We start from the raw sequence: 26,607 nt of genomic DNA, 5'->3' as shown, positions 1-26,607 counted from the left end.
GGACATGGCGCGAATTGAAGATTACGCGGTGGTCGGCGACCTTCAAACCGGGGCCCTGATCAGCAAGGACGGCTCCATCGACTGGCTGTGCCTTCCCCGGTTCGATTCCCCGGCCTGCTTCAACTCGCTGCTGGATACGCCGGAGGCCGGCCGTTGGCTGCTGGCGCCCAAGAGCGGCGGGCCGTGCACCCGGAGGGCCTACCGGGACGGCACGCTGGTGCTGGAGACGGAGTGGGAAACCCCCGACGGCACCGTGCGGGTCATCGACTTCATGCCGCCCCGCGACTCCGTGGCGGACATCGTTCGCATCGTTGAGGGGGTGAGCGGCAGCGTGCCGATGCACAGTGAGCTTGTCCTCCGCTTTGATTACGGCCACATCATCCCGTGGGTCCGTCGGGACAAGCTGGGGCTCCACGCCATCGCAGGCCCGGATGCTGTCTATTTCGTCACGCCCGCGCCGCTTCAGAGCGAGAACATGCACACCGTCAGCGACTTCACGGTCAACGCCGGGGACCGCGTCCCGTTCGTGCTCACCTGGGCGCCAAGCCATGTGGCCCGGCCGCACACGGTGGACGCGGAGGAAGTCCTGCGCACCACGTCCGCCTTCTGGCGCGGCTGGGCTTCCCAGTGCACCGTCAAGGGGAAGTACCAGGACGCGGTTGTGCGCTCGCTTGTGACGCTGAAGGCGCTGACCTACGCCCCCACCGGCGGCATCGTGGCGGCCGTGACCACGTCCCTGCCGGAGCAGCTGGGCGGCCCCCGCAACTGGGACTACCGCTACTGCTGGCTGCGGGACGCCACCATGACGCTCCAGGCCCTCCTGGCAGCCGGCTACACGGCGGAGGCGGCCGCCTGGCGGGACTGGCTGCTCCGGGCGGTGGCCGGAGACCCCGCGGACCTGCAGATCATGTACGGCATCCACGGCGAGCGCCGCCTGCCGGAGATGGAGCTGCCCTGGCTGAAGGGCTACGAGAATTCGTCTCCGGTGCGCATCGGCAACGGAGCGGCGGAGCAGCTGCAGCTGGACGTCTGGGGCGAAGTGCTGGACTGCCTCGCGCTGACCCGGAATTCGCTGCTGACGCATCCGGACGAGGCCTGGGACGTCCAGCTGGCCCTCATGGAACACCTGGAGACGATCTGGGACCAGCCGGACAACGGCCTCTGGGAAATGCGGGGCCCGCGCCGCCACTTCACCCACTCTAAGGTGATGGCCTGGGTGGCGGCGGACCGGATGGTGAAAGGCGTCCGGGAGTCCGGGCTACCGGGTCCGGCCGAGCGGTGGGAAAGGCTGCGGGAGACCATCCGCCAGGACGTCATGGCCAATGGCTTTGACGCTGCCCGCAATACTTTCGTGCAGTCCTACGGCCGGTCCGAGCTGGACGCCAGCCTCCTCCTGATTCCGCGCGTAGGGTTCCTGCCGCCCGATGATCCCCGGGTGATTGGAACCATCGAGGCGATCCAGCGTGACCTTACGCAGGACGGGTTCGTCCTGCGGTACCGCCCTGAAGAGAGCGACGACGGCCTGCCGGGGGACGAGGGCGTCTTCCTTGCGTGCTCCTTCTGGCTGGTGGAGGCACTGCTGGGCGCGGGACGGCACGAGGAATCGCGGGAGCTTTTCGAGCGGCTGCTGGACCTGCGGAACGACGTCGGCCTGCTGAGCGAGGAGTGGGCCGTGAAAGCCGGCCGGCAGTTGGGCAATACGCCGCAGGCCTTCAGTCACTTCGCGCTTGTGACTAGCGCTTTGGAGCTCCATCAGGATACGGTTCGGCGGAGTGACACCCCCATTCCGCCGGAGGCGGCGGAACCGTGCTGAGGCGGCGCGGCCCGGGGTCTCTTCTCCTTCGCGCAATAGATAAGTATACTTACTAACACCTCATGGAGTGCTCCAACAAAGCACAACGCGGTGACTGACGGAGGAGTGATTTGCATGGCCGGGTATTTTGAGCTCGTGGATGCGCCTGACGGCGGCTACAGGATCCGGATGCTGGACGGAGCAGGGAGCCTGATGGCCATCTCGGTCACCTTTCCCACCAAAAGGGCCGCGGTTGCCGGCGTGGCACTGGCGCGGGAGATTGCCGGTACCGGCCTGATCCGGGATAAGAGCCACGACGGCGCCGGTACGGTTCTCCGGGAACGCGTCCGCCCCGTGAACTCCGCCAAGGAGGAAGCAGCCCGCCGAAAGAAGGCCCCTGCGGCCAAACGGGCAGCGGTAGGCTGATGGCACCCCAAGGCACCACACCCCCTGGCGGGCGACGCCGGGGGGTTCTTTTTGACGTTGACGGGACCCTGATCGACTCGTCCTACATCCACACCATTGCCTGGTGGGGCGCCTTCCGAGAGCACGGCTATGACATCCCCATGGCCTCCATCCACCACTATGTGGGCATGGGCGGCGACCGGTTGGTGGACAGCCTCCTGCCCGAGGGGCGGGACCGGTCCGCGGACCCGGAGGTGATGGCCAGCCATGGTGCGCTCTATGCATCCCACTGGCCCGCGCTCCGCGCCTTCAAGGGGGCAAAGGACCTGCTGGCCCAATGCCATGCCGGCGGCCTGGCCGTTGCGCTGGCCTCATCCGCCCGCAAGAAGGACCTTGCGGTCATGGGGTCCGTCCTCGACGCCGATGCCTTCATTGACAGCGCCACCAGCGCCAACGACGCCAAGGAGAGCAAGCCCGCCCCGGACATCCTGGTGGCGGCACTCGACGCGATCGGCGTGGAGGCCGCGGACGCCGTCTTCATTGGAGACGCCGTTTGGGACATGCTGGCCGCGGGGGCATTGGGGATTCCCGCCATCGGTGTTACCTGCGGCGGAGTCAGCGCCGCCGAACTCCGGGAGGCGGGGGCGGTGGAAGTCTATGAAGGGCCGCAGGACCTGCTGCAAAACCTGACGTCAAGTGCCATCGGCCGGCTGCTCGCGCGGCCCTGAAACCGCATTGCACAGGCTTGGTACCACGCCGGGTCAAGGCGCCTGCCCGCCCGCAACGGCGTCCTCGTCGCCTGCATTCGCGGCCTTGTTCCATACCACCGCAACCTTGACCGATCCGTCGTCGTTCCGCTCAATGTCCGTGAGCACTTCCGCCATGTTGGCTCCCATCTCCATGATGCGGGTCCGGTAGCTGTTGACGAGCGCCTCCAGGCTTTCCTCGCTCCACTCGCCGGGCCGCATGCGCGTGGAGATCTCAACGGGTTCCGGCTGGTAGAGCGACATGGCGTTCCTCTTTCATACGTAGCTGCGGAGCTGGCCCTTCCCACGCTAGGAGCCCGGGGCCGGGACGGCAAGTATTTAGTCAGCCTACTTATCTTTTCTGTTGGAAGCCGATAGCGTCGAATGACGGGCTGCGGCCCGGACTGAAGGCAGAACCTCCAGAAAGGCGAATCGTGAAAGCACTGACCTGGCAAGGAAAACGCTCGGTAAGCGTGGAAGAAGTACCTGATCCCGTGATCCAGGAACCCACCGATGCCATTGTCCGCATCACCTCTACGGCAATCTGCGGCTCGGACCTGCACCTGTACGAGGTCCTGGGACCGTACATGCACAAGGGCGACGTGATCGGCCATGAACCGATGGGCATCGTAGAGGAGGTGGGCAGCGCCGTCACCAACCTCCGCAAGGATGACAGGGTGGTGGTTCCCTTCAACATCTCCTGCGGCCACTGCTTCATGTGCAGCCAGGGCCTCCAGTCCCAGTGCGAAACCACCCAGGTCAAAAGTAAGGGTTCCGGCGCTGCGCTCTTTGGCTTCTCGGAGCTGTACGGTTCTGTTCCCGGCGGCCAGGCCGAGTATCTGCGGGTGCCGCATGCCGATTACGGTCCGGTGAAAGTGGGAACCGAGCTCCCGGACGAGCGCTACCTGTTCCTCTCCGACATCCTGCCCACTGCCTGGCAGGGGGTGGAGTACGCGGACGTTCCACCGGGAGGCACCCTGGCAGTGTTCGGGCTAGGGCCCGTGGGCCAGTTCGCCGGCCGGATCGGCGTCCAGCGGGGCCTGCGGGTCATCGGCGTGGACCCTGTTCCCGAACGCCGCGCCATGGCGGCGCGGCACGGCGTCGAAACGCTCGACTACGGCGAGGACGTGGCGGACCAGCTGCGGGAGATGACAGCCGGAAGGGGTCCGGACGCGGTGATTGACGCCGTCGGCATGGAAGCCCACGGTTCCCCGGTTGCCGGCTTTGCGCACCAGGCGCTTGGACTGCTGCCCGACAAACTCGCCCGGAAGGCGATGGAGACCGCCGGGGTGGACCGCCTCGCCGCACTGCACACCTCCATCGATGCCGTGCGGCGCGGCGGGACGCTGTCCCTGAGCGGCGTGTACGGCGGCCAGGCGAGCCCCATGCCGCTGCTGGCCATGTTCGACAAGCAGCTCCAGGTGCGGATGGGGCAATGCAATGTCCGGCGCTGGACCGAGGACATCCTGCCGCTGGTGGAGGACGACGCCGATCCGCTGGGTGTGATGGACCTGGTCACCCACCGTTCGGGGCTGGAGGGGGCGCCGGCCCTGTATGAGAAGTTCCAGAAGAAAGAGGACGGCTGCATCAAGGTGGTCCTCAACCCCGGCGCCTGAACCCGGCGTGAAACCCCGGCACGAAGCCCTCAGCACAGCGTGTTGAGGGCTTCCTGGGCCACGTCCTGCATCTCAAGGATCAGCGGGTTGAGCTCGAGGGTGGGCGGTGCGGGAGGGTAGGCGACCGCCAGCGCCAGCTGGCTGCGGCCGTCCTCGCTGGTCATGGCAACCGTGCCGTAGCCGTCGGTATCACCGGGAAGGCCATAGTAGAACCGGTTGTTGCAGGTGTTGTTCCAGCGGCGCAGGGCAAAACCGTAGTACTGCGAGTAGCCGCCCTTCATGGCCGTCACGCTGTCCGGAGGAAGCAGCCTGCCCTCCAGCAGCGCGGCGTAGAAACTGTTCACTTCCTCCACGGTGGACACGGCCCCGGTTGAAGGGGATTCCGCCTGCCAGGCCGGCATGCTGACGTCCGTGCGCCTGCCTTCAAGGGCGACGTAGCCGTGGATCATTCCCATGGGCGGGGAGCCGCCAAGCCGGGTTTTCGCCAGGCCCAGGGGCCTGGCCGTGTCATCGGCGAGGACCTGCTCGATCCCTTCGCCGCGGAGCCGCTCGACAATCAGTGCCAGGGCTGCATAGTTCGAGCGGGAATAGTCGAAGATCCGTGCCAGCCGGCCGTCCCACGGCAAGGTGGCGGCCAGGGCCAGTTGCTGTTCAAGGCTGAGCGGCCGGTTCATCGTTTCCGCCCAATTGCCGGACGCCAGGAGGGGGACCGAGAAGTCGGGAAGTCCTGATTCGTGCGTCAAAAGCTGGCGGACAGTCACAGGGCCGGGTGGATGGAGGACGCTGCCGAACTCGGGCAGGTATTGGTCTACCCCGGCGTCCAGGTCAAGCTTCCCCTCCGCCGCCAGCTTCATCACCGAAACCGCGATGAAGGATTCAGTGATGCCACCTACGCGGACAGGATCGGAAACCGTGGCCGGCTCGCCCGTTTCCAGGCTCCGCACGCCGGCGGCATGCGTCCAGGTGGTGCCCCGGGTCCGGACGGAGACCAGGACTGCGGGAGCGCCTTCCGCGAGCATCCGGGCACTGAAGTCCTCCAGGAGGGCGAAAGCGGCAGGCTTGTCCGGCTCAGGCTCCGGAGGTTGCGGCTCCCCGGTACAGCCGGGCAGGGACGCTGCCAGCAGGGTTGCGCACAGGACAGCCGCGACCCGCTTCGACCCGCGGCCCCAGTTTGTGCCCATGCCACCAATTTTCCCCCAACTAAGTAGCGCCAAGTGTCGTTTTGGAGCCTCAAAACGACACTTGGCGCTACCTAGTTGGGAGGGGATCAGGTGAGGCGCACCTGGCGGTTCATGTCCTTGTAGAGCAGGTAGCGGAACTCGCCCGGGCCGCCGGCGTAGCAGGCCTGGGGGCAGAACGCGCGCAGCCACATGAAGTCCCCGGCCTCCACCTCCACCCAGTCATTGTTCAACAGGTACATGGCCTTGCCCTCGAGGACGTACAGGCCGTGCTCCATGACGTGGGTTTCAGGGAACGGGATGACGCCGCCGGGCTGGAACGTCACGATGTTCACCTGCATGTCATGGGCAAGGTCGTTGGAGTCCGTGAAACGGGTGGTCTTCCAGACGTCGTTGGTGTCCGGCATGGACGTGGGCTCCACGTCCTTTTCGTTGGTGACGAAGGACTTGGCTTCGTAGCCCTCAAGGCGTTCGTAGGCCTTGCGGATCCAGTGGAAGGACACGACGTCGTCCGAAACGTTCTCCAGGCCCCACTCAGCACCGGCGGCCAGGTAGGCGTAGCCGCCTTCCTCCATTTGGTGCAGTTCGCCGTTGAGCCTGAGGTTGAGCCTGCCGCGGGTCACGAAAATGACGCCTTCGACGCCGGCCTCGAACTCTGCCTTGGGAGCACCGCCGCCCGGGGCGATTTCCACGATCAGCTGCGAGAAAGTGGTGGCGAAGCCGGAAATGGGCCGCGCGATGATCCAGGAGCGGGTGTTGGAAAAGCCCGGGAGGTTGGACGTGACGATGTCCGTCATCACGCCCTTGGGGATCACCGTATAGGCCTCGGTGACGATAGCCCGTTCGGTGGTCAGGTGGGTCTGCGGCGGCAGTCCGCCGGCGGGGGAGTAGTACTTGCCCATGAAGAGAAGGTCCTTACCTAGGAGTTGGAAGTGGTGGCGAGACGCGGGTGGGCCAGGGCAGTGAGCTGCGGAAGTCCGACGCCGGCAAGCGCCTGGACTTCATCCGCACCGACTGCGCCGCACTGGACGCCGCGGAGGACGAAGGCGGCCAGTGCCCGGGCGGTGGCGGGTTCATCCATGACGCCGCCTGCGGTCTGCTCAACGTAGTTCCGCAGCCGGGCTGCGGCTGCGGGCAGTCCCTGCCGGTAGAAGGCATAGGTGGCGGCGAAGCGGCTGGGGAGCTGTGCCGGGTGCAGGTCCCAGCCCTGGTAGTAGCCGCGTTCAAGTGAACGCCTGACCAGCCTGCCGTGCAGCTGCCAGGCGTTTTCCACGTTGTCGCCCACCGGGATGATGTTCGTGGATCCGTCGGAGAGCCGGATGCCGGTGCCGGCCACCGCCAGCTGCATGACCTCCTTGGCGAAGTCCGCCACGGGGTGCTCCATGGACTGGTATTCGGCGGAGATCTGCAGTGACGCCGAGTAGTCGTACGTGCCGTAGTGCAGGCCGCTGATCCGGCCCGGGACAGCATGCGGGAGCTGCGCTACCGGCGACGTTCCGTCCGGCCCCAGGATGAGCTGCGGTGTTTCCACCTGCACCTCGAAACGGAGCCGTCCGGCCGGGAGGGAGTGCACGTCCTCCAGCCGGGAGACGGCGTAGTCCATAGCCTTGACCTGGGCCACGGTGGTCACCTTGGGCAGGGTCAGGACCAGCCCTTCGGGGAGTTCCCCGGCGGAGGCCAGGGCGGAGACAAACAGGTCCAGGGTCCGCAGCCCGCGGGAGCGGGTGGCCGCCTCGAAGCACTTGAACCGGATGCCGATGAACGGCGGAGCAGACCCGGCCGCGACTGCGGCGGCCACGGCGGAAGCCGCGGCAACAGCGGCGGTGTCCTCGGCGTCGTCGCCCCTGTCCCCGAAGCCGTCCTCAAAATCGAGGCGCAGGTCCTCGATGGGCTCGCTGGAGAGCTTGGCTTGAACGCGCGGGGCAACGGCCTCCGCTAGTGCGGTGTCCTGGCCCAGGAGCGACCCCAGCCTTTCGAAGCCGCCGTGGGCCTTGGCCGCAGCCAGTGCTTCGGCGCCCCACTCGGCAGCGAACGACGGCGTGAACCGGTCCGCAGGGACGTACACCGTGTGGACGGGCTGGCGTGAGCCGTCGTCGCCCGGGTAGTTCTGCTCCAGCAGCCGGTCCGTGGCGGCCAGTTGCCGGTCAATGTCGGCCAGGTCTCCGGCGGACAGCGACGGCACGGGTGATGCTGCCATGCCTCAGCCCACCAGTTCGTAGGCCGGGATGGTGAGGAAGTCCGTGTAGTCCTCAGAGAGGCAGATTTCCCCGATCAGTTCGCTGGCCGGCTTGTAGTAGCGGCGGAAGGCTTCGTCGCCGAATTCGATACGCAGCCGCTCGGTTTCCTCGCCCAGGATCCGCTCCACGAGTTCGCGGGTGACGGTGTTGCCGGTGTCCGCGAGGACCGACTTGTTGCGGATCTGCTGCCACACCTGGGAACGGGAGATTTCCGCGGTGGCGGCGTCCTCCATCAGGTTATGGATGGCCACGGCGCCGTTCCCGGACAGCCATACCGCCGTGTAGGCGATGGCCACGTACAGGTTCAGTCGGAGCCCGGCTTCGGTGACCTGCCCGTCGGCGGAGGAAACGTCCAGCAGCTGCCCGGCCGTGACGTTGACCTCCGGGCGCTGCTTGTCCAGCTGGTTGGGCCTGTCACCGAGCACGGAGTCGAAGACTTCCCGGCAGGTGGGAACAAGGTCCGGGTGCGCCACCCAGGAGCCGTCGAAGCCGTCGTTCGCCTCGCGGGTCTTGTCCGCCCGGACCTTTGCAAACGCAGCCTCCGTGACCTCCGGGTGGCGGCGGTTGGGGATGACTGCCGCCATGCCGCCCATGGCGAAGGCGCCGCGCTTGTGGCAGGTCTTGACCAGCAGTTCGGTGTAGGCGCGCATGAACGGCGCGGTCATGGCAACGCTGGCGCGGTCCGGGAGTACAAACTCCTCGCCGGCGTCCCTGAAGTACTTGATGATGCTGAACAGGTAGTCCCAGCGGCCGGCGTTCAGGCCGGACGCGTGGTCCTTCAGTTCATACAGGATCTCGTCCATCTCGAAGGCGGCCGGGATGGTCTCGATCAGCACGGTGGCGCGGACGGTGCCCTGGGGCAGCCCCAGGTAGTCCTGGGCGAAGACAAAAACGTCGTTCCACAGCCGGGCCTCGAGGTGGCTTTCCATCTTGGGCAGGTAGTAGTACGGTCCCTGACCGTTGAGCACCAGCTGCTTGGCGATGTGGAAGAAGTGCAGGCCGAAGTCCACCAGGGCGCCCACGGCGGGTTCGCCGTCGAGCAGCAGGTGCTTTTCCTGCATGTGCCAGCCGCGGGGGCGGGCCACCACGACGGCGAGGGGCGCGTCCGTACGGAGCCTGTACTCCTTGCCTTCCTCCGAGGTGTAGCTGAGGGTGCCCTGGGCGGCGTCGCGGAGGTTCAGGATGGCATCGATGACGTTGCCCCACGTGGGGGTGCTGGCATCTTCGAGGTCCGCAAGCCATACCTTCGCGCCCGAGTTAAGGGCATTAATGGCCATCTTTGCCGGCGAGGCGGGCCCGGTCATCTCAACCCGGCGGTCCTGCAAAGCTGCCGGTGCCGGCGCAACCTTCCAGTCGCCGTCGCGCACGTCCTTGGTTTCCGGCAGGAAGTCCAGTTTGCCGGTTTCGGCCACGCGCTGCCGCTTGGCGGCACGGGCTTGCAGGAGTTCGTTGCGGGTGCCGGCGAAACGGTTGTGGAGCTCCTCCACGAAGGCCAGTGCCTTGGGGGTGAGGATTTCCTCCGCGCGGTTGATGGGCCGGGGGTCCGTGACAGTGATGGCCATTTCTGGTCCTTTCCTTGTGCTGAAGTCGGGCGGTGAATCAGGCGCCGGCCAGGGCGGCAACGGGAGCCGCGGTTTCCGGAACAGCTGCGTTTGCCACGTTGGCGGCGTGGGCTGCGGCGGCAACGGCTGTTGCGACATCAGCGGCGACATGGGGATCGAAGACGCTGGGGATAATGTAGCTGGCATTCAGCTCGTCGTCAGCAACCCGGTTGGCGATGGCCTCCGCGGCCGCCACCAGCATCTCCGGGGTGATGTCCGAGGCTCCGGCGTCGAGCAGGCCCCGGAAGAAGCCCGGGAAGGCCAGGACGTTGTTGATCTGGTTGGGGAAGTCGCTGCGGCCGGTGGCTACGACGGCGGCGTGCTTCGAAGCAACGACAGGGTCGATTTCCGGCGTCGGGTTGGCCATGGCAAACACGATGGCCTTCTCCGCCATGGCGGCCACCTGTTCCTCGCCGATCACGTGCGGGGCGCTGACGCCGATGAACACGTCCGCGCCCACGAGGGCTTCGTGCAGGGTTCCGGCGAAGCCTTCTTCGTTGGTGTTCGAGGCGATCCAGCTGCGGTGCTCGTCCCCGTACGTTTCACCCGAGTGGATGGCACCGGAGCGGCCGGCGGCGACGATGTGCTGCGCGCCCTGTGCCTTGAGGAGCTGGATGATTGCCGAGCCCGCGGCGCCCACACCCGAGACCACGATCTTCACCTCGTCCAGCTTCTTGCCCACCACGCGCAGTGCGTTGACCAGGGCGGCGAGCGTGACGATGGCGGTGCCGTGCTGGTCGTCGTGGAACACCGGGATGTCCAGTTCCTCGCGGAGCCGGTTCTCGATTTCGAAGCAGCGCGGGGCGGCGATGTCCTCCAGGTTGATGCCGCCGTAGACCGGGGCCATTGCCTTGGCGATCATGATGATTTCCTCGGTGTCCTGGGTGTCCAGGCAGACGGGCCAGGCGTCCACGTTGGCGAACTGCTTGAAAAGCGCGGCCTTGCCTTCCATCACCGGAAGGGCGGCGGCCGGGCCGATGTTGCCGAGGCCCAGGACGGCCGAACCGTCGGTAAGGACGGCGATGGTGTTCCGCTTGACAGTGAGGTTGCGGGCCGCTGCGGGGTCCTCGGCGATGGCGAGGCAGACGCGGGCGACGCCGGGAGTGTAGGCGCGGGAGAGGTCGTCGCGGTTGCGGAGGGCTACCTTGGGGACGACTTCGAGCTTGCCGCCCAGGTGCATGAGGAAGGTGCGGTCCGAGACGTGCTGGACCCTGACGCCGTCGAGCGCGTTGAGGGCATCCTTGACGCGGGCTGCGTGTTCGTCGTCGGTGGTGTTGCAGGTGACGTCCACGACCAGGGTCTCATGGTGGGATTCGCTGACGTCCAAGGCGGTGATGGCGGCGCCTGCCGCGCCGACGGCTGCTGCGAGCTCGCTGGTGGCGCTGAAGCTGGACGGCGCTTCCACGCGCAGGGTGATCGAATTTCCGGGGCTGGGGTTCGCCATTGAATGTCCTCCTGTTGGGCCCGGGAACGGGCATCTACTCAATCAAATGTTTTCGTATTATGGATATTATTATCTGCAAGATGGAAATACAAGCTCCGCATATATGACCGGCCCAGGCTCATCGCGGAGTGAACCGGCGTGCTGTATGTTGGGTGTTCCAAGCAACTCTTTTCACGATGCGGATAAGAGTTGTCGGATTCCGAACCGTAGGAGACAACGGAATGGCAGAAAAAGCGTCGGGCGGCGTGCAGTCAGTGGAGCGTGTCTTCGAACTGCTCGAGCTCATCACGGACGCCGGCGGCGACGTCACGCTCAGCGAACTGTCCGCGTCAACGGACCTTCCCCTGCCCACCATCCACCGCCTGCTGCGGACGCTGGTGTCCCTTGGCTACATCCGGCAGCTGCCGAACCGGCGCTACGCGCTGGGGCCCCGGCTGATCCGCCTGGGCGAGGGGGCCAACAAGCAGTTGGGCGCAGTGGCGCGTCCGCAGCTGAAAACGCTGGTGGACCGGCTGGGGGAGACCTCCAATATGGCGGTACTGGACTCGGACATGGTGATCTACGTGGCACAGGTTCCCTCGCTGCATTCGATGCGCATGTTCACGGAAGTGGGCCGGCGCGCCCATACCCACGCCACCGGCGTCGGGAAGGCGATCCTTGCCCAGCTGGATGACGAGGTGGTCCGCGGCATCGTGACCCGCGCCGGCATGCCCACCCCAACCCCCAAGAGCATCGGTGACGTGGACGAACTCCTGGCCGACCTCAAGCTCATCCGGGAGCGTGGCTACTCCATTGACGAGGAGGAGCAGGAACTGGGTGTACGGTGCTTCGCCATGGCGGTACCGAATGCGCCCACTCCAGCGGCAATCTCTGTTTCCGGCCCGGTATCCCGCGTGGACGAGCACTTCGCCGACAAGGCCGTGCCCGTCCTCCGGGAGGCGGCCGAGGCAATCTCCCGTGAGCTGAACCGCACCTGAGGCACCAAAGCGGCAAGCCGCCGTCGTGCTTAACCGCCGGAATGGCAGTTCGCAGCAATGTTCCTGGGGAACACTGCCGTGAACTGCCATTTCGCGTTTGCTCCTAGTGCTCCGACGCTTTCTCGGACGACTCGACCTTCACTTCCTTGCCTTCACAGTCGATGAGCTTGCCGCCCTCGAAACGGTCGCCTTCCGCCAGGCACCTGAGGTCTTCCTCCCGCACCACGCGGCCCGTCCCCGCCACGAACACCGACTGGTTCTCCGAGTTGCCGGCTTTGAGGTGGTTGAAGAGGAGGTTCAGCAGGATCGCCATGACCGCTGCCGAGCTGATGCCGGAGTGGAAGATGGTCCCGAACCAGGAAGGGAACTTGTCATAGAACGTCGGCGCGGCGATCGGAATCATGCCGAACCCGATGGACGCGGCCACGATGATCAGGTTCATGTTGTTCTTGTATTCGACCTTCGCAAGGGTCCTGATGCCGCTGGCGGCGACCGTGCCGAAGAGTACGATTCCCGCGCCGCCCAGGACGGCGGTGGGGACGGCGGCCACGACGCGGCCCATGACCGGGAGCAGGCCGAGCAGGACCAGGATCACGCCTCCGGCTGCCACGACATAACGGCTCTTGATCTTTGTGACTGCCACGAGGCCCACGTTTTGGGCGAAGGCGCTCTGCGTAAAGGAACCAAACACCGGTGCGATGAGGCTGGAGCCCATGTCGGCCCGCAGTCCTGCGGCGATGCGCTTGGAGTCGGTCCGGGTTCCCACGATTTCGCCAACGGCAAGGATGTCAGCCATGGTTTCGGTCAGGATCACCAGCACAACAATGAGCATGGAGATGATCGCCGCAATCTCGAACGTGGGGGCGCCGAGGTGGAAGGGAGTCGGAAAGGCGACAATCGGCCCCTGGCCCACCTTGGAGAAGTCCGCCATCCCGGTGGCCGCGGCGATGGCCGTGCCCACGACCATCGCCAGAAGGATCGACAGGCGTGAAATAGTGGCGCTGCCGACCTTGCTCAGGAGCAGCACCAGGGCCAAAGTGGCGGCGGCGAGGCCGATGTTCGCCATGCTGCCGTAGTTTTCGGCCTTTCGGTTGCCGCCCATGGCCCAGTTTGCAGCGACGGGCATCAGGGTCAGGCCGATGGTGGTGATGACGGTGCCGGTCACCACCGGGGGGAAGAACCTGACGATCTTGGAAAAGATCGGGGCGATCAAGAGGCCGATGGCCGCCGAGACCATGACCGCGCCGAAGACGGCGGGCAGCCCGCCTCCACCGCTGACGATCGCGACCATGGTGGCCACGCTCGCAAAGGAAACGCCCTGCACCAGGGGAAGCTGGGATCCGAAGAAAGGGATGCCGATGGTCTGCAGGAGGGTGGCCAGGCCGCCCATGAATAGGGCCGCTGCGATCAGGATGCCGATATCGGCAGGAGATAGGCCTGCGGCCTGGCCGACAATCAGGGGAACGGCAATGATGCCGCCATACATGGTCAGGACATGCTGGAAACCGTAGGCGAAGCTGCTCCCGATTGAGAGCCGTTCATCCTCGGGCCTGGTGGAGGTGGCGCGTTTCAGGCGCTGTTTGGCGTCGGCTTTGAGGGGGTTCTTGATGTTCATGGCAGACTTTCTGGTTCATGGCAGACGTCTTCGTCTGGCTAACGTTGTCTGGCTAACGGTGTGGCTGAAAGGCCAGGGGCGTGGGCCCGGAGCTGCCGCCCAGGTCACGGGCACTTCGCAGCGCCATGGGATGACCAATGGAAAGAAACCCCGGGCCCGGATGGGTTGACGGCGCTGCGGTTCAGCAGAACCCGGCGATGCCCGACCAGGCGATGTCCGCAGGGGTGGCGTCCTCGCGCTGGACCGTGGCCTCGATCAGGCCGTAGGGACGGTCGGCCGCGAAGAAGACCTCGTTGGGGTTGTCCAGGCCGAACGGCGAGAGGTCCACCAGGAAGTGGTGCTTGTTCGGCATGGAGAACTTGATCTCGTCGATCTCGCTGTGTGCTTCCAGCACTTTGGTGCCCATGTCGAAGAGTGTCTGCTGCAGGGCGTGGGAGTACTTTTCCGTGAAGCCTTCGAGCAGGAGGCCCTTGACGTCGTCGTAGCTCTTGTTGAAGTCCAGCGTGCTGAAATCGGTGCCGGTCTTGAAGCGCCAGCGGGCAGAGACATCGGTCGCCAGGATGCGGTCGGTGGTCTCCTGCAGGGTGGTGTACTTGTCCTTCGGGTAGCCCACGAAGCCGGATTCGGTCGACTTGAGGACGGTCAGGTCCTTGAGCCCGGAAATCAGGTGCGTGGTGGCGCCATCGCGCACCACGACGGCAGTGCGGACTTCCTGGCCATTGCGCACGAAGGAATGGTCGTGTTCGGTGCCGTGGGCCTGGATCCGGTTCCAGCTGTAGGACTCGGCCTCCCAGCGGCCTCCGGCCACCCAGTCGAAACTGGAGGTGAAGTGCTCACCGAGGCGAAGCAGGAACGCTTCGGGGGAGCCGATGCCTTCACGGGCGAAGGCGTACACGGTGTTCTTCTGGGTGTCAGTGGGCACCACGCGGGCGTTGTCGCCTTCGAGGTGGGCGGCCGTGAAATCCCCCCGCAGCTGCGAGGTGACGTTGAGGTCTTCGATTTCGTGGCGGTCGGTATCGCGGGTGATCTTGACGACCCGGACCTCGGCCTTTCCGTACTGGTTGTCGCCGAGGATGATCTTGCTGCTCATGGTCTGTTCCCAACTTCCGGTAAGTGGAACCTAGGTTCCGTCACTGAAATTAAGCGCGCATTTCAAGCGCGTTTCCGGTGGTGCCGACCCAACAAAAAAGAGCCGGCATCCATTGATGCCAGCTCATTAACAACCCTGCCTGCTGCTCCCAGGTTACGTGACATGCGCCACGAATTAACATCCAGCGTACCCGTGGAAGCCGGTGGTGTACATCACAAGCCGAAAATTCATTTTGTGACCGGGTCACCTCCGGACCATTGACGAAGCTGCCGACGGCATCCTAAGCTATTCCACATAGCAAAAGTTGTTTTCCATTTTGTGGAACTAATCCAAGCCCTCGAAGGAGGATCAGATGTACCAGCAGGACAGCACGCCGGTCTCACCGGCACCCACGGCGGCACCCTCAGTCCAGGAGTTCTACCTCCCCCTCGGCGGCGGCACCGACCCGGACTTCTACCTCCCGCCTGACCGGGAGCACGTTCCCGGGCCTATCTCACGCTGGATCCATGCGCTCCCGGGGTTCGGACGGCGCGCTTAGCGGGCCCGGGCCGGGCTACCCGTTCACCAGCCGGCGGGCAGCAGCGGAGTGCTCCGCAATAAGGCCGGCAATATCGAGGTCCGGGATCTGCCCGTCCACCACGCGCCACTGTCCGCCCACCATGACCCGGTCCGCCCGGTCTGCACCGCACAGCAGCAAGGCGGCCACTGGATCGTGGCTGCCGGAGAAGCGCAGGCTGTCCAGCCGGAAAAGTGCCAGGTCCGCCTGCATTCCCGGAGCCAGCTGGCCTAATCCGGTCCGGCCCAGGACGGCTGCCGAACCGCGCGTGGCCCAGCCGAGCGCGCGCTCCACCGGGACATGCGCCCCGTACCGCAGCCGCTGCAAATAAAGCGCCTGCCGCGCTTCCAGGATCATGTTGGAGGCATCGTTCGACGCCGAGCCGTCCACTCCCAGCCCCACGGGAACTCCCGCATCCTCCAGTTCCAGGACCCTCGCGGTCCCCGATGCCAGGCGCATGTTCGACGTGGGGCAGTGTGCGACGGCGGTGCCCGCGGCACCCAGCCTGGCGATCTCCCCGTCGCTGAAGTGGATGCCGTGCCCCAGCCAGGTGCGGTCCGTCAGCCAGCCGACGCTTTCCAGGTAGTCAACGGTCCGGAGTCCGAACGTTTCCCGGCAGAAGTCCTCCTCGTCCAGGGTCTCCGCCAGGTGGGTGTGCAGCCGGACATCCAGCCGTTCGGCGAGCGCGGAGCTTTCGGCCATGAGCTCTTTCGTGACCGAAAACGGCGAGCAGGGCGCCAGGCAATCTGGATCACCGCGTCCTCGCCGCGCTCGTGGTACGAGCCAACCAGGCGCTCGCTGTCGGCCAGGACCACCTCAGCCGCCTGCACTGTCGCCTGCGGCGGCAGGCCGCCGTCGTCCGATCCCAAGGTCATGGACCCGCGCGTGAGGGTTGCGCGCATTCCCAGCCGGCGTACCGCGTCCACCTGGATATCGATGGCATCCTCAAGGCCCGCGGTGAAGAGGTAGTGGTGGTCGGCCGCCGTGGTGCAGCCGGAAAGCAGCAGCTCCGCCAACGCCGCCGTGGTGGCGAGCTCAAGGTCCCGCGGGGTGAGCCTGGCCCATGCCGGGTACAGGTTCTGCAGCCAGGGAAAGAGGGGGGCGTTCGCCGCAGGGCCCCAGGCGCGCGTGAGGTTCTGGTAGAAGTGGTGGTGCGTGTTGACCAGGCCTGGAAGCAGTACGTGGTTCCGCGCGTCGAAGATTGCGGAGCACGGTTCGGCGGGCTCTTGCCCCGCCGTGAGAACCTCCTCGATCTTCGCGCCGCCTACCACCACTCCGCCTGAGGCGTCGAGCTGGTTGGCGGTAAACGCCGCTTGCGGGTTCCGGATCCAGAGGCGGGCGGGTGCGGTGGCTGGCGTCATGGCTGACCTTCCTGAGCGCGGTCGATATGCCAGCTCAGTGGGGCCCTGTCTGCTGATCCAGGCGGCCGCGCCCGCGAAGGCGGGCGGTGCCCGGCCGGGGCTCGGCTGGGACCTAGGCTAGAGGCGGCCGGGCGGTGCGTCAACGCCGGCGGATTGTGACCGGAGAACGTGAAACCTCCGAAACATGGATTTCACATTGCGAAATTAAATTTCCAGAAAACTATGGCGCGGACCACAATCCGGTGCTAATCTCGATTCTGCCAAAGGCGGGCACCCGGTCCCCGGGAAGCTATCTACCAGGCGCAACTTAACCTTCACAGCACATGCTGAAGCCTGGTAACCGTCGCACCTGGTTCTACTGGTCCTGCAAGCGGCATCAGGCTTCCCGGCAAAAGGAAGTCGCATCATGAGTACTACCGTCACGGCCGAACAGTTCCTGGCCAGATCCATCAGGTTGGCTACGGCCAACGTCCTGAACAGCGGGGGCCCCTTCGGAGCCATGATCGTCACGGCGGACGGCCGCACGTTCGACGGCGTCAACCGGGTCACCGCGGACAACGATCCCACCGCCCACGCCGAGGTCACCGCGATCCGCACGGCCTGCCGCGAACTGGGCACCTTCGACCTTAGCGGCGCCGCCCTTTACACCAGCTGCGAGCCATGCCCCATGTGCCTGGCCTCCGCGCTCTGGGCCCGGGTGGACCGGGTCATCTTCGCCGCCGACCGGCATGACGCCGCGTCCGTCGGCTTCGACGACGCCGTTTTCTACGAGTACTTCGACAACAAGGACCGGAACTCCCTGATGCCGGTCTCGAAGCTGGTGCTGGACGATCCGGAGGCCCCGGCCCCGCTGGAACCGTTCAACACCTGGAACGCACTCGAAACCAGGATCGACTACTAGGCGGCCGGGATGACCATCCTGGACAATTCCCACGAGGAGCATTCGGCTCCAAGCACCCGCATCCCACGTCCGGCGAACAGCACTCCCAAGCCCCCGGCGCCGGGCTCCTTCCTTGACCGGTTCTTCCAGATCACCCGGCGCGGCTCCACGCTTGCGCGGGAATTCCGCGGCGGCCTGGTCACCTTCTTCACCATGGCGTACATCGTCATCCTCAACCCGCTGATCCTGGGAGGATTCAGCGCGGACAATGCACCTACCGACGTCGCCGGGGGCTGGCTGTCCGCAGCGCAGGTGGGCGCCGTCACCGGGCTCACCGCCGGCGTCATGACCATCCTCTTCGGGCTGGTCGCCAACCTGCCCTTCGGCCTTGCCGCCGGGCTGGGCATCAATTCGTTCCTGGCCGTTTCCGTCATCCAGGAAGTCACGTGGGCCGAGGCCATGGGCCTGGTGGTGATCAACGGCATCCTGATCGTCCTGTTCGGAATCACCGGTGCCCGCACCGCCATCTTCCGGGCCGTGCCCAAGGAACTGAAAGCCGCCATCACGGTGGGCATCGGCCTGTTCATCGCCTTCATCGGGTTTGTGGACTCCGGCTTTGTCAAGGCGTCGGCCGGCGGACCCCCCGTCCAGCTGGGCAACGGCGGCTCCATCACGTCGGTTCCCACCCTGGTGTTCATCATCGGCCTGCTGGCCATGGGCATCCTGGTGGCACGCAAGGTCCAGGGCGGGCTGCTGATCGGCATCGTGGGCACCACTTTCCTGGCCGCCGTCGTCGAGGCAGTCATGAAGATCGGCCCGGCCACCGAAACCAACCCCGGCGGGTGGCACTTGAACACCCCGGTCCTCTCCGGCCAGCTGGTCTCGGCACCGGATCTTGGCCTGGTGGGACACTTTGACCTGTTCGGCGCCTTCGGCCGGATCGGAGCCCTGGCCGCCACCATGCTGGTGTTCACCCTGGTGTTCACCAACTTTTTCGACGCCATGGGCACCATGACCGGCCTGGCCAAGAGCGCCGGCGTCGCGCACAAGGACGGAACGTTCCCGCGGCTGAAATCCGCCTTCATCGTGGAAGGCTTCGGCGCCGTGGCCGGCGGGGCAACCTCGGGCTCGTCCAACACGGTGTACATCGACTCCGCCGCCGGCATCGGTGAAGGCGCCCGCACAGGCCTGGCGTCCGTGGTGACCGGCGTCCTGTTCCTGGGCTCGATGTTCCTGACCCCGCTCACCAGCGTGGTTCCGCTCGAAGTGGCCGCCGCCGCACTGGTGGTGGTGGGCGCAATGATGATGGCGCAGATCCGCGAGATCAAGTTCAGCAAGTTCAGCGTGGCCCTGCCTGCCTTCCTCACCATTGTCACCATGCCGCTGAGCTACTCGATCGCCAATGGCATCGGCGTGGGCTTCATCAGCTGGGCCGTTATCGGGGCCGCGTCCGGCAAGGCCTGGAAGGTCCATCCGCTCATGTGGGTGGTCAGCGCAGGGTTCCTCGTGTACTTCGCCCGCGGACCCATCAACCTGCTGCTCGGCGCCTGAGCGCACCGGTTCCGGACATCCGCCCCCGCGACCCGGGGAGCGGATGTCCGGAACGGCAGCGCATTTTCCGACCCACACGCTTCCAGGACCACATGCTTTCCGAACCAGCCCGCAGCAACGACAATATGGACACCACCGCAGCGCGGAAGAAGGAGTGCCGCCATGCTTGACCTGATCCCGTCACTGGGCACCTGGGCGCCGGCCCTGGCCGGACAGCCCTTCGCAGTGGCCACCATCGTGCGCGCCAGCGGTTCCGTCCCCCGGCCCGTGGGCACCTCCATGCTGGTGTCCGCGGACGGCGCGGTCCTGGGCAGCCTCTCCGGAGGCTGCGTCGAAGGCGCCGTCGTGGCGGCGGCGCTGGACGTCCTGGACGACGGCGTCGCCCGGCTTGAGACCTTCGGCTTCAGCGCCGCCGATGCCTTCGCCGCCGGGCTCACCTGCGGCGGAGAGCTGGATGTGTACATCGAGCCGGCCAACAGGAACCGCGGGTGCGCGCTGGGGGAAGCCGTCCGGCAGTTGGCGGGGTACGGGCCGGACGAACCCGTGGCCCTTGTCCGCAGGCTGGACGTCCGCCCTGATGCCGGCGGCAGCGGCGCCGTCGTTCTTCCGGACCCCGGCGCCATCGAGGCAGCCGGACAGCGCGGACTGGCCACGCTGCTGGAAAGCCGCGACTGTACCGGCGGCAGCGAACCAATCTGGCGGGCCAGCGCCGCGCAGCTCGAGTCGATGCTCCGTGCCGGCACCACCGCTGTGCTGGATTTGGGCTCAGCAGGGCTGTGCACCAGTAACGCCGCCGTCCTGGTGGAAACCAGGCTCGCACCGCCGCGCCTGCTGGTCTTCGGTGCCAATGACTTCAGCGCAGCGCTGCTGCCGGCCGCCAAACCGCTCGGCTACCTGGTCACCCTGGTGGATGCCCGCCCGGCCTTTGCCTCCCAGTCACGGTTCGCGGCGGCGGACCAGGTGGTCACAGCCTGGCCGCACCAGTACCTGGCAGCAGAAGCGGCTGCGGGGCGGGTGGATTCCCGGACCGTGGTCTGCGTCCTGACCCACGACCCCAAGTTCGACATTCCGCTGCTGGAAGCCGCGCTGGCACTGGATGTCGCGTTCATCGGAGCACTCGGCTCACGGCGCAGCCACGTCCAACGGGTCGATTCCCTCCTGGACCGGGGAGTGCGCCCGGAGCGGATCGCCCAGCTCCACTCACCGCTCGGCCTGGACATCGGAGCAGTGACCCCCGCCGAAGTGGCGGTCTCCGTCCTCGCCGAAATCATCGCCGCCCGCAACCCGGCGGCATCACATCAGCCGTTGAGGGAGACCTCCGGCCCTATCCACCGGACCGCCGCGCCGTCAGCACCCGCACCAGCCAAGGCGCCGGCCCCTACAAACCTTTTGCAGCAGGAGATCGCATGGACATGAACACCATCGAGGCCGTGGTCGCCACCACCGACCCCGCAGAATGGCGCGACGGCGACGCGTGGCTGGCCGGCGGCACCGTGCTGTTCTCCTACGGCAGCCTGGCGTTCGGCCCCCGGCCGCTGACGCGCCTCCTGGACCTGGGAAGCTCCGGCTGGGCCCCGGTGACCGTCACTGACGGAGGCATCGAGCTAGCTGCCACCTGCACCATCGCCGAACTGTATGAACTTCCGGCCGCACCCGCAGCGATCGGCCGGACTTGGCCCGCCCTGGACCTGGTCCGGCCCTGCTGCGACTCCTTCGTGGCGTCCTTCAAGGTCTGGAACATGTCCACCGTGGGCGGCAACCTGTGCACGTCCCTGCCCGCCGGTCCGGTTATTTCGCTCTGCGCCGGTTTGGACGGAACAGCCACAGTCCTTGCGCCCGGCGGGACCAGCCGCAGCGTGCCGGTGGCGGACTTCGTCACCGGCGACGCCCGGAACTGCCTGGCACCCGGCGAGCTTCTCCGCAGCGTCTTCCTCCCGGCGTCGGCCCTTGAATCCAGGGTGGCATTCCGCCGCCTGTCCCTCACTAACCTGGGCAGGTCGGGGGTGCTGCTGGTTGGAAGGCTCGACGGCGGACACCGCCTGGTGCTCACCGTCACCGCGGCCACCAAGCGGCCTGTGCAGCTGCGCTTCGACGAGGTCCCGGAGACCGGGGACCTGGCCGCGGCCATCCGGGAGGCCATCCCTGACGACCTCTACCACAACGACATCCACGGCCTGCCAGCCTGGCGCCGGGACATGACCTACCGCCTGGCGGAAGAGATCCGCGCAGAACTCGCTGCCCCCGAAGGGGCCCCCGGACTCCGGGCATCGGGCGACTTCTGGCCGCCGAACCACCGCAGGCTTGACGCACAGCAGGAAGGGGCCTGAAACGTGGCCATCGAAATCAACGGAAAAGAGGCGGACGCCGCACCCCGCCCGGGGCAATGCCTGCGCACCTTCCTGCGGGAGCAGGGCAGCCTCGGTGTGAAGAAGGGCTGCGACGGCGGAGACTGCGGTGCCTGCACCGTGCACGTGGACGGCACCCCGGTGCACAGCTGCATCTACCCGGCCGTGAGGGCCGAAGGTCACGCCGTCACCACCATCGAGGGACTGGCGTCCACCGCCGGCGACGGGGCAGACCTCCACCCCGTCCAGCAGCAGTTCATGGAGCGCCAGGGTTTCCAGTGCGGGTTCTGCACGGCCGGCATGGTGATGACGGCCGCTGCGTTCAACGACGAACAGAAGGACAACCTGCCCCGCAACCTCAAGGGCAACCTCTGCCGCTGCACCGGATACCGGGCCATTTCCGACGCTGTCTACGGACACGCCGGCCACCCCGATCCCAAGGGACAGGGCTCCGGAATTGCGGGGGAGGGGCAGCCGGATCCCGAGCCGGGACAGCTGGGTGACGACGTTCCGGCACCCGCCAGCCGCGCCGTGGTGACCGGCACCGCCCGCTACACACTGGACGTTCCCACCGACCAGTTGCAGGGACTGCTCCACCTCAAGCTCCTGCGCTCGCCGCACGCGCATGCCCGGGTGCGCTCCATCAACACTGGACAGGCGTTGAAGGTACCGGGCGTGGTGGCCGTCTTCACCCACAAGGACGCACCGGAACAGCTGTTCTCCACTGCCCAGCACGAACTGTTCACCGATGACCCGGACGATACCCGCGTGCTGGATGACGTGCTGCGCTTCAGGGGCCAGCGGGTTGCCGCGGTGGTGGCCGAAACGGTGGCCGCCGCAGAGGCCGGGGTCCGCGCACTGGAGGTGGAGTACCAGGAACTCCCTGCAGTCTTCTCACCCCGGGATGCACTGCAGCCGGGTGCGCCCCTGGTGCACGGGGACAAGGATGGAACTGTGGCGCGCATTTCCCGGCCCGACCGCAATGTGGTGGCCGAGCTGCACTCCGAACTGGGGAGCGTGGCCGAGGGCTTCGCCGCCGCGGACTTCATCCATGAACAGACCTACCGCACCCAGCGGGTCCAGCACGTGGCCCTGGAAACCCATGCGGCCATCGCATCAGTGGACGGCGACGGGAGGCTGCAGGTCCGCACGTCCAGCCAGGTCCCGTTCCTGGTCCGGCGGACGCTGTGCCGGGTCTTCGGGCTCCCGGAGGAGCAGGTGCACGTGGTGGCCGGCCGCGTAGGCGGCGGGTTCGGCGGAAAACAGGAAGTCCTCACCGAGGACATCGTGGCCCTCGCAGCCCTGAAACTGGGCAGGCCGGTCCAGCTGGAACTGACCAGGACCGAGCAGTTCACGGCCACCACCACCCGTCATCCGTTCACCATCAAGCTCAAGGCCGGCACCAGCAATGACGGACGGCTCACCGCCCTGGAACTGGACGTCCTGACCAACACCGGCGCCTACGGCAACCACGGACCCGGCGTGATGTTCCACGGCTGCGGCGAATCCCTGAGCGTCTACAACTGCGCCAACAAAAAAGTGGACGCCCATGCGGTGTACACCAACACGGTCCCGGCCGGGGCGTTCCGCGGCTACGGGCTGAGCCAGATGATCTTCGCCATCGAGTCGGCCATGGACGAGCTCGCAGCCGGCATCGGCATGGACCCGTTCGAGTTCCGCCGCCGGAACATGGTGCGCGAAGGCGACCGGATGCTGTCCACCCAGCCGGAGCCCGAGGAGGACGTCCATTACGGCAGCTACGGCCTGGACCAGTGCCTGAGCCTGGTCCGCGAAGCCCTGGCCCGGGGCCGGGAACGCTATCGCGCCGCCGGCCTCGACGAACTGGGCCCGGACTGGCTCACCGGCGAGGGCACGGCGCTCTCCATGATCGACACCGTGCCCCCGCGCGGCCACTTTGCCCACTCCCGCCTCCGGCTCCTGCCAGACGGGACGTACCAGGCCGACGTCGGAACCGCCGAGTTCGGCAATGGCACCACCACCGTCCACGCCCAGCTGGCCGCCACGGCGCTGTCCACGGAGGCCGCCAGGGTGGTGGTGCGGCAGTCCGATACCGACCTCGTTGAGCACGATACCGGGGCCTTCGGCTCGGCCGGAACCGTGGTGGCCGGCAAGGCAACGCTCGCCGCCGCGGAGGAACTCGCCGTCCGGATCCGCGCCTTCGCAGCCGGCATCCGCCAGACCCAGGCCTCGGCCTGCGTCCTCGCCGGTAGCTCGGTGGTCATTGACGGAACGTCCGTGCCGCTGGCCGAACTGGCACAGGCGGCCGCTGACGCCGGCGTCGAACTCGCGGCGGAGGGACGCTGGGGCGGGACGCCGCGTTCCGTGGCGTTCAACGTGCACGGCTTCCGCGTTGCGGTGAACCGCGGCACGGGAGAGCTGAAAATCCTGCAGAGCGTGCAGGCCGCGGACGCCGGCGTGGTGGTTAATCCGCGCCAGTGCCGCGGCCAGATCGAAGGCGGGATTGCCCAGGCCTTGGGTGCCGCGCTGTATGAGGAGGTGGTGGTTGACGACGCCGGCCGGGTCACCACGGACATCCTCCGGCAGTACCACATCCCCACCTTTGCCGACGTTCCCCGCAGTGAGGTGTACTTTGCCGACACGAACGACAAACTGGGGCCGCTGGGGGCAAAATCCATGAGCGAGAGCCCGTTCAACCCGGTTGCACCGGCGCTGGCCAACGCAATCCGCAACGCCACCGGGGTGCGCTTTACCTCATTGCCCATTGCACGCGACAAGATCTACCTGGGCCTGAAGGAAGCGGGGCTGGTGCCCAACCTGCAGCGCTCGGCCATCTGAGGATCCGGCGTGGCGGGTGCCGTAAAATTCCGGTGGCTGCGCAGCCTCGGCCTATAGTCGAGGGATGGAACAGCGGATTTTAGGCAAGACCGGACGGAACGTCTCCATCGTCGGGCTGGGAACCTGGCAGCTTGGCGCTGACTGGGGCAACGTTGACCCGGCACAGGCGCAGGCCGTCCTGGCAGCCTCCGCGGAAGCAGGGGTGAACTTCTTCGACACCGCCGACGTCTACGGTGACGGCAAGAGCGAGCAGGCCATCGGAAAGTTCCTGGCTGACAATCCCGGCCTGGATATCACGGTGGCCACAAAGATGGGCCGCCGCGTGGACCAGCAGCCGGAGAACTACACCCTGGCCAACTTCCGCCAGTGGGTGGACCGGTCCCGTAAGAACCTGGGGACGGACACCCTGGACCTGGTTCAGCTGCACTGCCCGCCCACGCCCGTGTACAGCAACGCCGAGGTGTACGACGCGCTGGACACCCTGGTCTCCGAGGGCGCCATCCGCAACTACGGCGTCAGCGTGGAGCGCACGGATGAGGCGCTGGAAGCGATCCGGCACCCGGGCACCGCCTCCGTCCAGATCATCCTGAACGCCTTCCGGCTCAAGCCCCTCGACGAAGTCCTGCCCGCAGCGAAAGCTGCCAACGTCGGGATCATTGCCCGGGTGCCGCTGGCTTCGGGGCTGCTCTCGGGCAAATACACCAAGGAAACCACCTTCGCGGAGAACGACCACAGGAACTACAACCGCAACGGTGGCTCCTTCGACGTCGGCGAGACCTTCTCCGGCGTGGACTATGAGCTGGGGCTGAAGGCCGTGGCCGAGTTCGAGCAGCTTGTGCCTGCCGGTGCCACCACGGCCCAGGCAGCCATCGCCTGGATTGCCGCGCAGGACGGCGTCACCACCGTGATCCCCGGGGCGCGGAACGTGGACCAGGCAGCGGCGAACGCTGCCGCGGCTTCCGTGGCCGTCAGCGAAGAGTTCGACGCCGGGGTCCGCTGGATTTACGACCACTACTTCCGCGAAGCCATCCACCCGCGCTGGTAGCGTGCAGGACTCCTGGGGGTTCCGGGAACACTGCAGATGAAAGCGCCTGCCGCCGGCGGCTTCGTGGAACGGCTCGCAGCCGTGCCCACGGTTCCGGGACGCAACAACTTCTTTGACCACAGTGTCCCGGAGAACGCCGTGCGCCGGCGCAACCTGGAGCTTTACCTGGAGGAGATGGGGGACCGCTCGCCGAAGGTGCTCCTGTTGGGCGAAGCCCCGGGCTTCAGGGGAATGCGGATCACCGGTGTCCCCTTCACCAACCGCACCATGTTCCAGGGGCCGGCCAACTCCTTCGGCCTGTTCGGGCCGGGCAAGGGCTACGCATTGCCGCCGGAGGCGGCGGTTGTTGCGGCCGAGCCCACCGCAACGGTGATGTGGGGCGTCCTGGCGGAGCTGCAGTTCCTTCCCCTGCTGTGGAGCGCGTGCCCTTGGCATACCCATGTTCCGGGGAAGCCGCAGTCCAACCGGACGCCAACGGCTGCCGAAGCCCGGCTGGGAACTCTGTTTTGGCAGGAGCTGGCGGAACTGTTCGCCATCCAAACCGTGGTGGCCGTGGGAAACGTCGCGCACCGAAGCCTGCTGGCCAGCGGAATGGATGCGCCCAAGGTCCGGCATCCGGCCCACGGCGGACGCTCGGGCTTCAAGCGCGGTCTGGAGGAGTTGCTCCTGGCCGGAAGCATCACCACCCAGCCCAGCACGTAGGGCTAGTCCAGCAGGTAGAGCTGCTCCGGCGTATCAACATCCAGGCCGCTGGAGAGATCACTGCAATCCACCTCGTCCACCAGTTCCGGGTGGTTACGCAGGAAGGCGCGCGCCCCGGCATCGCCCGTCACGGTTGCAGCCACGGCCTGGCGCAGGGAGGCATCGATCACCAGGGGGTGGCCGCGGCGGAGCCCGCCGTCCCCACCCTGCGCTGCGGCAGCGCCGTCGTCGTACGCGGCTGCGGTGACCCGGCCCGGACTGTGGGACGCAAGCAGCCGCGCCACCGCCAGGGAAGACAGGCCGGGCTGGTCCACGAGGGCAATCATCAGGTGGTCCCGGGGATCGGCGGCGGCGTTGCCCAGCAGGAGGGAACTCCCCATCCCTGACTGCCATTCATGGTTCACCACCGTGCGGCAGCCGTCCAGCCTGGCGGCGGCCAGGACGTCGTGGGCACCCGCGCCGAGCACCACCACAACCTCGCGGCAGCCTCCGTCGAGCAGCGCTTCAGCGACCGCTTCCACCAGGGGCCGGCCACGGTAGGGGAGCAGCGCCTTGGGACCGCGTCCCAGCCTGGCGCCGCCGCCGGCCGCGAGCACAACGCCGGTGGTGTCCGCCGCCTCCGTGTTCCGCATAGCCACACCCTAACCCT

The 26,607-nt window shown here is 66.7% G+C and carries 22 protein-coding genes and 1 pseudogene; 13 read left to right on the top strand and 10 right to left on the bottom strand.

Annotated elements, in window-relative coordinates:
* Nucleotides 1–4 precede the first annotated feature (4 nt).
* The 3 genes from SMD14_RS17080 (at nucleotide 5) to SMD14_RS17070 (ending at nucleotide 2,925) form a co-directional block, all read left to right on the top strand.
* A complete protein-coding gene (locus tag SMD14_RS17080) occupies nucleotides 5–1,813 on the top strand; it encodes a glycoside hydrolase family 15 protein (RefSeq protein WP_321214424.1) in 1,809 nt (602 codons plus the stop codon).
* Nucleotides 1,814–1,927: 114 nt separating this feature from the next.
* Complete coding sequence (locus tag SMD14_RS17075; protein WP_157241034.1) at nucleotides 1,928–2,218, top strand: hypothetical protein; 291 nt, start codon at nucleotides 1,928–1,930, stop codon at nucleotides 2,216–2,218.
* Entirely contained in the window at nucleotides 2,218–2,925 is a 708-nt protein-coding gene (locus tag SMD14_RS17070; RefSeq protein WP_321214423.1) for an HAD family hydrolase, read from the top strand. The genes SMD14_RS17075 and SMD14_RS17070 overlap by 1 nt, the downstream gene beginning before the upstream one ends.
* Nucleotides 2,926–2,958: 33 nt before the next feature.
* Here SMD14_RS17070 and SMD14_RS17065 read toward each other — a convergent pair whose 3' ends face one another.
* The gene (locus SMD14_RS17065) at nucleotides 2,959–3,207 is read right to left on the bottom strand and encodes a hypothetical protein (protein WP_321214422.1); all 249 of its coding nucleotides are present in this window, start codon (nucleotides 3,205–3,207) and stop codon (nucleotides 2,959–2,961) included.
* A 170-nt stretch (nucleotides 3,208–3,377) separates the two neighbouring features.
* On the opposite strand from SMD14_RS17065, the gene SMD14_RS17060 reads away from it, so the two are divergent.
* Nucleotides 3,378–4,559 carry a zinc-dependent alcohol dehydrogenase gene (locus SMD14_RS17060; protein ID WP_321214421.1) on the top strand — a complete coding sequence of 394 codons (1,182 nt, stop codon included), beginning with the start codon at nucleotides 3,378–3,380 and terminating at the stop codon, nucleotides 4,557–4,559.
* 29 nt (nucleotides 4,560–4,588) lie between these two features.
* Here the strand turns inward: SMD14_RS17060 and SMD14_RS17055 are convergent, their stop codons facing one another.
* From SMD14_RS17055 to SMD14_RS17035, 5 genes are all read right to left on the bottom strand, one after another.
* On the bottom strand, nucleotides 4,589–5,740 hold the full coding sequence (locus SMD14_RS17055) for a serine hydrolase domain-containing protein (RefSeq protein WP_321214420.1): 1,152 nt from the start codon (nucleotides 5,738–5,740) through the stop codon (nucleotides 4,589–4,591).
* 86 nt (nucleotides 5,741–5,826) lie between these two features.
* Entirely contained in the window at nucleotides 5,827–6,639 is an 813-nt protein-coding gene (locus SMD14_RS17050; RefSeq protein ID WP_157241044.1) for a bifunctional allantoicase/(S)-ureidoglycine aminohydrolase, read from the bottom strand.
* Between the two features lie 17 nt (nucleotides 6,640–6,656).
* A complete protein-coding gene (locus tag SMD14_RS17045) occupies nucleotides 6,657–7,934 on the bottom strand; it encodes a DUF6986 family protein (protein ID WP_321214419.1) in 1,278 nt (425 codons plus the stop codon).
* A gap of 3 nt (nucleotides 7,935–7,937) precedes the next feature.
* A complete protein-coding gene (aceB, locus tag SMD14_RS17040) occupies nucleotides 7,938–9,536 on the bottom strand; it encodes a malate synthase A (protein WP_321214418.1) in 1,599 nt (532 codons plus the stop codon).
* A 37-nt stretch (nucleotides 9,537–9,573) separates the two neighbouring features.
* The gene (locus SMD14_RS17035; protein ID WP_157241050.1) at nucleotides 9,574–11,019 is read right to left on the bottom strand and encodes an NAD-dependent malic enzyme; all 1,446 of its coding nucleotides are present in this window, start codon (nucleotides 11,017–11,019) and stop codon (nucleotides 9,574–9,576) included.
* Between the two features lie 221 nt (nucleotides 11,020–11,240).
* Here SMD14_RS17035 and SMD14_RS17030 point away from each other — a divergent pair, with 221 nt between their 5' ends.
* Nucleotides 11,241–11,996 carry an IclR family transcriptional regulator gene (locus tag SMD14_RS17030; RefSeq protein ID WP_321214417.1) on the top strand — a complete coding sequence of 252 codons (756 nt, stop codon included), beginning with the start codon at nucleotides 11,241–11,243 and terminating at the stop codon, nucleotides 11,994–11,996.
* A 103-nt stretch (nucleotides 11,997–12,099) separates the two neighbouring features.
* Here the strand turns inward: SMD14_RS17030 and SMD14_RS17025 are convergent, their stop codons facing one another.
* Together SMD14_RS17025 and pucL are read right to left on the bottom strand one after the other, a co-directional pair.
* Nucleotides 12,100–13,611: a nucleobase:cation symporter-2 family protein gene (locus tag SMD14_RS17025; RefSeq protein ID WP_321214416.1), complete on the bottom strand. Its 1,512-nt coding sequence runs from the start codon at nucleotides 13,609–13,611 to the stop codon at nucleotides 12,100–12,102.
* A gap of 181 nt (nucleotides 13,612–13,792) precedes the next feature.
* Nucleotides 13,793–14,701 carry a factor-independent urate hydroxylase gene (gene pucL, locus SMD14_RS17020; RefSeq protein WP_157241054.1) on the bottom strand — a complete coding sequence of 303 codons (909 nt, stop codon included), beginning with the start codon at nucleotides 14,699–14,701 and terminating at the stop codon, nucleotides 13,793–13,795.
* A gap of 352 nt (nucleotides 14,702–15,053) precedes the next feature.
* On the opposite strand from pucL, the gene SMD14_RS17015 reads away from it, so the two are divergent.
* Complete coding sequence (locus tag SMD14_RS17015) at nucleotides 15,054–15,239, top strand: hypothetical protein (protein WP_157241056.1); 186 nt, start codon at nucleotides 15,054–15,056, stop codon at nucleotides 15,237–15,239.
* A gap of 15 nt (nucleotides 15,240–15,254) precedes the next feature.
* Here SMD14_RS17015 and SMD14_RS17010 read toward each other — a convergent pair.
* Nucleotides 15,255–16,618, bottom strand: a pseudogene (locus SMD14_RS17010) (8-oxoguanine deaminase).
* Between the two features lie 406 nt (nucleotides 16,619–17,024).
* Here SMD14_RS17010 and SMD14_RS17005 point away from each other — a divergent pair.
* The 7 genes from SMD14_RS17005 (at nucleotide 17,025) to SMD14_RS16975 (ending at nucleotide 25,958) form a co-directional block, all read left to right on the top strand.
* Nucleotides 17,025–17,519 carry a nucleoside deaminase gene (locus SMD14_RS17005; RefSeq protein WP_157241061.1) on the top strand — a complete coding sequence of 165 codons (495 nt, stop codon included), beginning with the start codon at nucleotides 17,025–17,027 and terminating at the stop codon, nucleotides 17,517–17,519.
* A gap of 9 nt (nucleotides 17,520–17,528) precedes the next feature.
* Nucleotides 17,529–19,049, top strand: coding sequence for an NCS2 family permease (locus tag SMD14_RS17000; RefSeq protein WP_321214415.1), 1,521 nt, complete (start codon nucleotides 17,529–17,531; stop codon nucleotides 19,047–19,049).
* Nucleotides 19,050–19,211: 162 nt separating this feature from the next.
* Entirely contained in the window at nucleotides 19,212–20,465 is a 1,254-nt protein-coding gene (locus SMD14_RS16995) for an XdhC/CoxI family protein (RefSeq protein ID WP_321214414.1), read from the top strand.
* A complete protein-coding gene (locus tag SMD14_RS16990; RefSeq protein WP_321214413.1) occupies nucleotides 20,456–21,376 on the top strand; it encodes an FAD binding domain-containing protein in 921 nt (306 codons plus the stop codon). The genes SMD14_RS16995 and SMD14_RS16990 overlap by 10 nt, the downstream gene beginning before the upstream one ends.
* A 3-nt stretch (nucleotides 21,377–21,379) precedes the next feature.
* Nucleotides 21,380–24,211: a molybdopterin cofactor-binding domain-containing protein gene (locus tag SMD14_RS16985; RefSeq protein WP_321214412.1), complete on the top strand. Its 2,832-nt coding sequence runs from the start codon at nucleotides 21,380–21,382 to the stop codon at nucleotides 24,209–24,211.
* A gap of 64 nt (nucleotides 24,212–24,275) precedes the next feature.
* The gene (locus tag SMD14_RS16980; RefSeq protein ID WP_157241070.1) at nucleotides 24,276–25,256 is read left to right on the top strand and encodes an aldo/keto reductase; all 981 of its coding nucleotides are present in this window, start codon (nucleotides 24,276–24,278) and stop codon (nucleotides 25,254–25,256) included.
* Between the two features lie 36 nt (nucleotides 25,257–25,292).
* A complete protein-coding gene (locus tag SMD14_RS16975) occupies nucleotides 25,293–25,958 on the top strand; it encodes a uracil-DNA glycosylase (RefSeq protein ID WP_321214411.1) in 666 nt (221 codons plus the stop codon).
* A 2-nt stretch (nucleotides 25,959–25,960) separates the two neighbouring features.
* Here the strand turns inward: SMD14_RS16975 and nboR are convergent, their stop codons facing one another.
* Nucleotides 25,961–26,590 carry a nicotine blue oxidoreductase gene (gene nboR, locus SMD14_RS16970; RefSeq protein WP_321214410.1) on the bottom strand — a complete coding sequence of 210 codons (630 nt, stop codon included), beginning with the start codon at nucleotides 26,588–26,590 and terminating at the stop codon, nucleotides 25,961–25,963.
* Nucleotides 26,591–26,607: the final 17 nt, after the last annotated feature.

Source organism: Pseudarthrobacter oxydans (genome assembly GCF_034258515.1).
Taxonomy (GTDB): domain Bacteria; phylum Actinomycetota; class Actinomycetes; order Actinomycetales; family Micrococcaceae; genus Arthrobacter.
Note: the sequence above shows the minus strand (reverse complement) of the source record. Positions and strands in the feature narration are given on the sequence as shown.

What these genes read in the sequence shown, in the direction of transcription:
- SMD14_RS17055 (WP_321214420.1), bottom strand. Translation starts at nt 5,740, where the DNA reads ATGGGCACAAACTGGGGCCGCGGGTCGAAGCGGGTCGCGGCTGTCCTG.
- nboR (WP_321214410.1), bottom strand. Translation starts at nt 26,590, where the DNA reads ATGCGGAACACGGAGGCGGCGGACACCACCGGCGTTGTGCTCGCGGCC.
- SMD14_RS17005 (WP_157241061.1), top strand. Translation starts at nt 17,025, where the DNA reads ATGAGTACTACCGTCACGGCCGAACAGTTCCTGGCCAGATCCATCAGG.
- SMD14_RS17030 (WP_321214417.1), top strand. Translation starts at nt 11,241, where the DNA reads ATGGCAGAAAAAGCGTCGGGCGGCGTGCAGTCAGTGGAGCGTGTCTTC.
- SMD14_RS17065 (WP_321214422.1), bottom strand. Translation starts at nt 3,207, where the DNA reads ATGTCGCTCTACCAGCCGGAACCCGTTGAGATCTCCACGCGCATGCGG.
- pucL (WP_157241054.1), bottom strand. Translation starts at nt 14,701, where the DNA reads ATGAGCAGCAAGATCATCCTCGGCGACAACCAGTACGGAAAGGCCGAG.
- SMD14_RS16980 (WP_157241070.1), top strand. Translation starts at nt 24,276, where the DNA reads ATGGAACAGCGGATTTTAGGCAAGACCGGACGGAACGTCTCCATCGTC.
- SMD14_RS17035 (WP_157241050.1), bottom strand. Translation starts at nt 11,019, where the DNA reads ATGGCGAACCCCAGCCCCGGAAATTCGATCACCCTGCGCGTGGAAGCG.
- SMD14_RS17025 (WP_321214416.1), bottom strand. Translation starts at nt 13,611, where the DNA reads ATGAACATCAAGAACCCCCTCAAAGCCGACGCCAAACAGCGCCTGAAA.
- SMD14_RS17045 (WP_321214419.1), bottom strand. Translation starts at nt 7,934, where the DNA reads ATGGCAGCATCACCCGTGCCGTCGCTGTCCGCCGGAGACCTGGCCGAC.
- SMD14_RS17070 (WP_321214423.1), top strand. Translation starts at nt 2,218, where the DNA reads ATGGCACCCCAAGGCACCACACCCCCTGGCGGGCGACGCCGGGGGGTT.
- SMD14_RS16995 (WP_321214414.1), top strand. Translation starts at nt 19,212, where the DNA reads ATGCTTGACCTGATCCCGTCACTGGGCACCTGGGCGCCGGCCCTGGCC.
- SMD14_RS16975 (WP_321214411.1), top strand. Translation starts at nt 25,293, where the DNA reads ATGAAAGCGCCTGCCGCCGGCGGCTTCGTGGAACGGCTCGCAGCCGTG.
- SMD14_RS17080 (WP_321214424.1), top strand. Translation starts at nt 5, where the DNA reads ATGGCGCGAATTGAAGATTACGCGGTGGTCGGCGACCTTCAAACCGGG.
- SMD14_RS17015 (WP_157241056.1), top strand. Translation starts at nt 15,054, where the DNA reads ATGTACCAGCAGGACAGCACGCCGGTCTCACCGGCACCCACGGCGGCA.
- SMD14_RS17000 (WP_321214415.1), top strand. Translation starts at nt 17,529, where the DNA reads ATGACCATCCTGGACAATTCCCACGAGGAGCATTCGGCTCCAAGCACC.
- SMD14_RS17050 (WP_157241044.1), bottom strand. Translation starts at nt 6,639, where the DNA reads ATGGGCAAGTACTACTCCCCCGCCGGCGGACTGCCGCCGCAGACCCAC.
- SMD14_RS16990 (WP_321214413.1), top strand. Translation starts at nt 20,456, where the DNA reads ATGGACATGAACACCATCGAGGCCGTGGTCGCCACCACCGACCCCGCA.
- SMD14_RS17075 (WP_157241034.1), top strand. Translation starts at nt 1,928, where the DNA reads ATGGCCGGGTATTTTGAGCTCGTGGATGCGCCTGACGGCGGCTACAGG.
- aceB (WP_321214418.1), bottom strand. Translation starts at nt 9,536, where the DNA reads ATGGCCATCACTGTCACGGACCCCCGGCCCATCAACCGCGCGGAGGAA.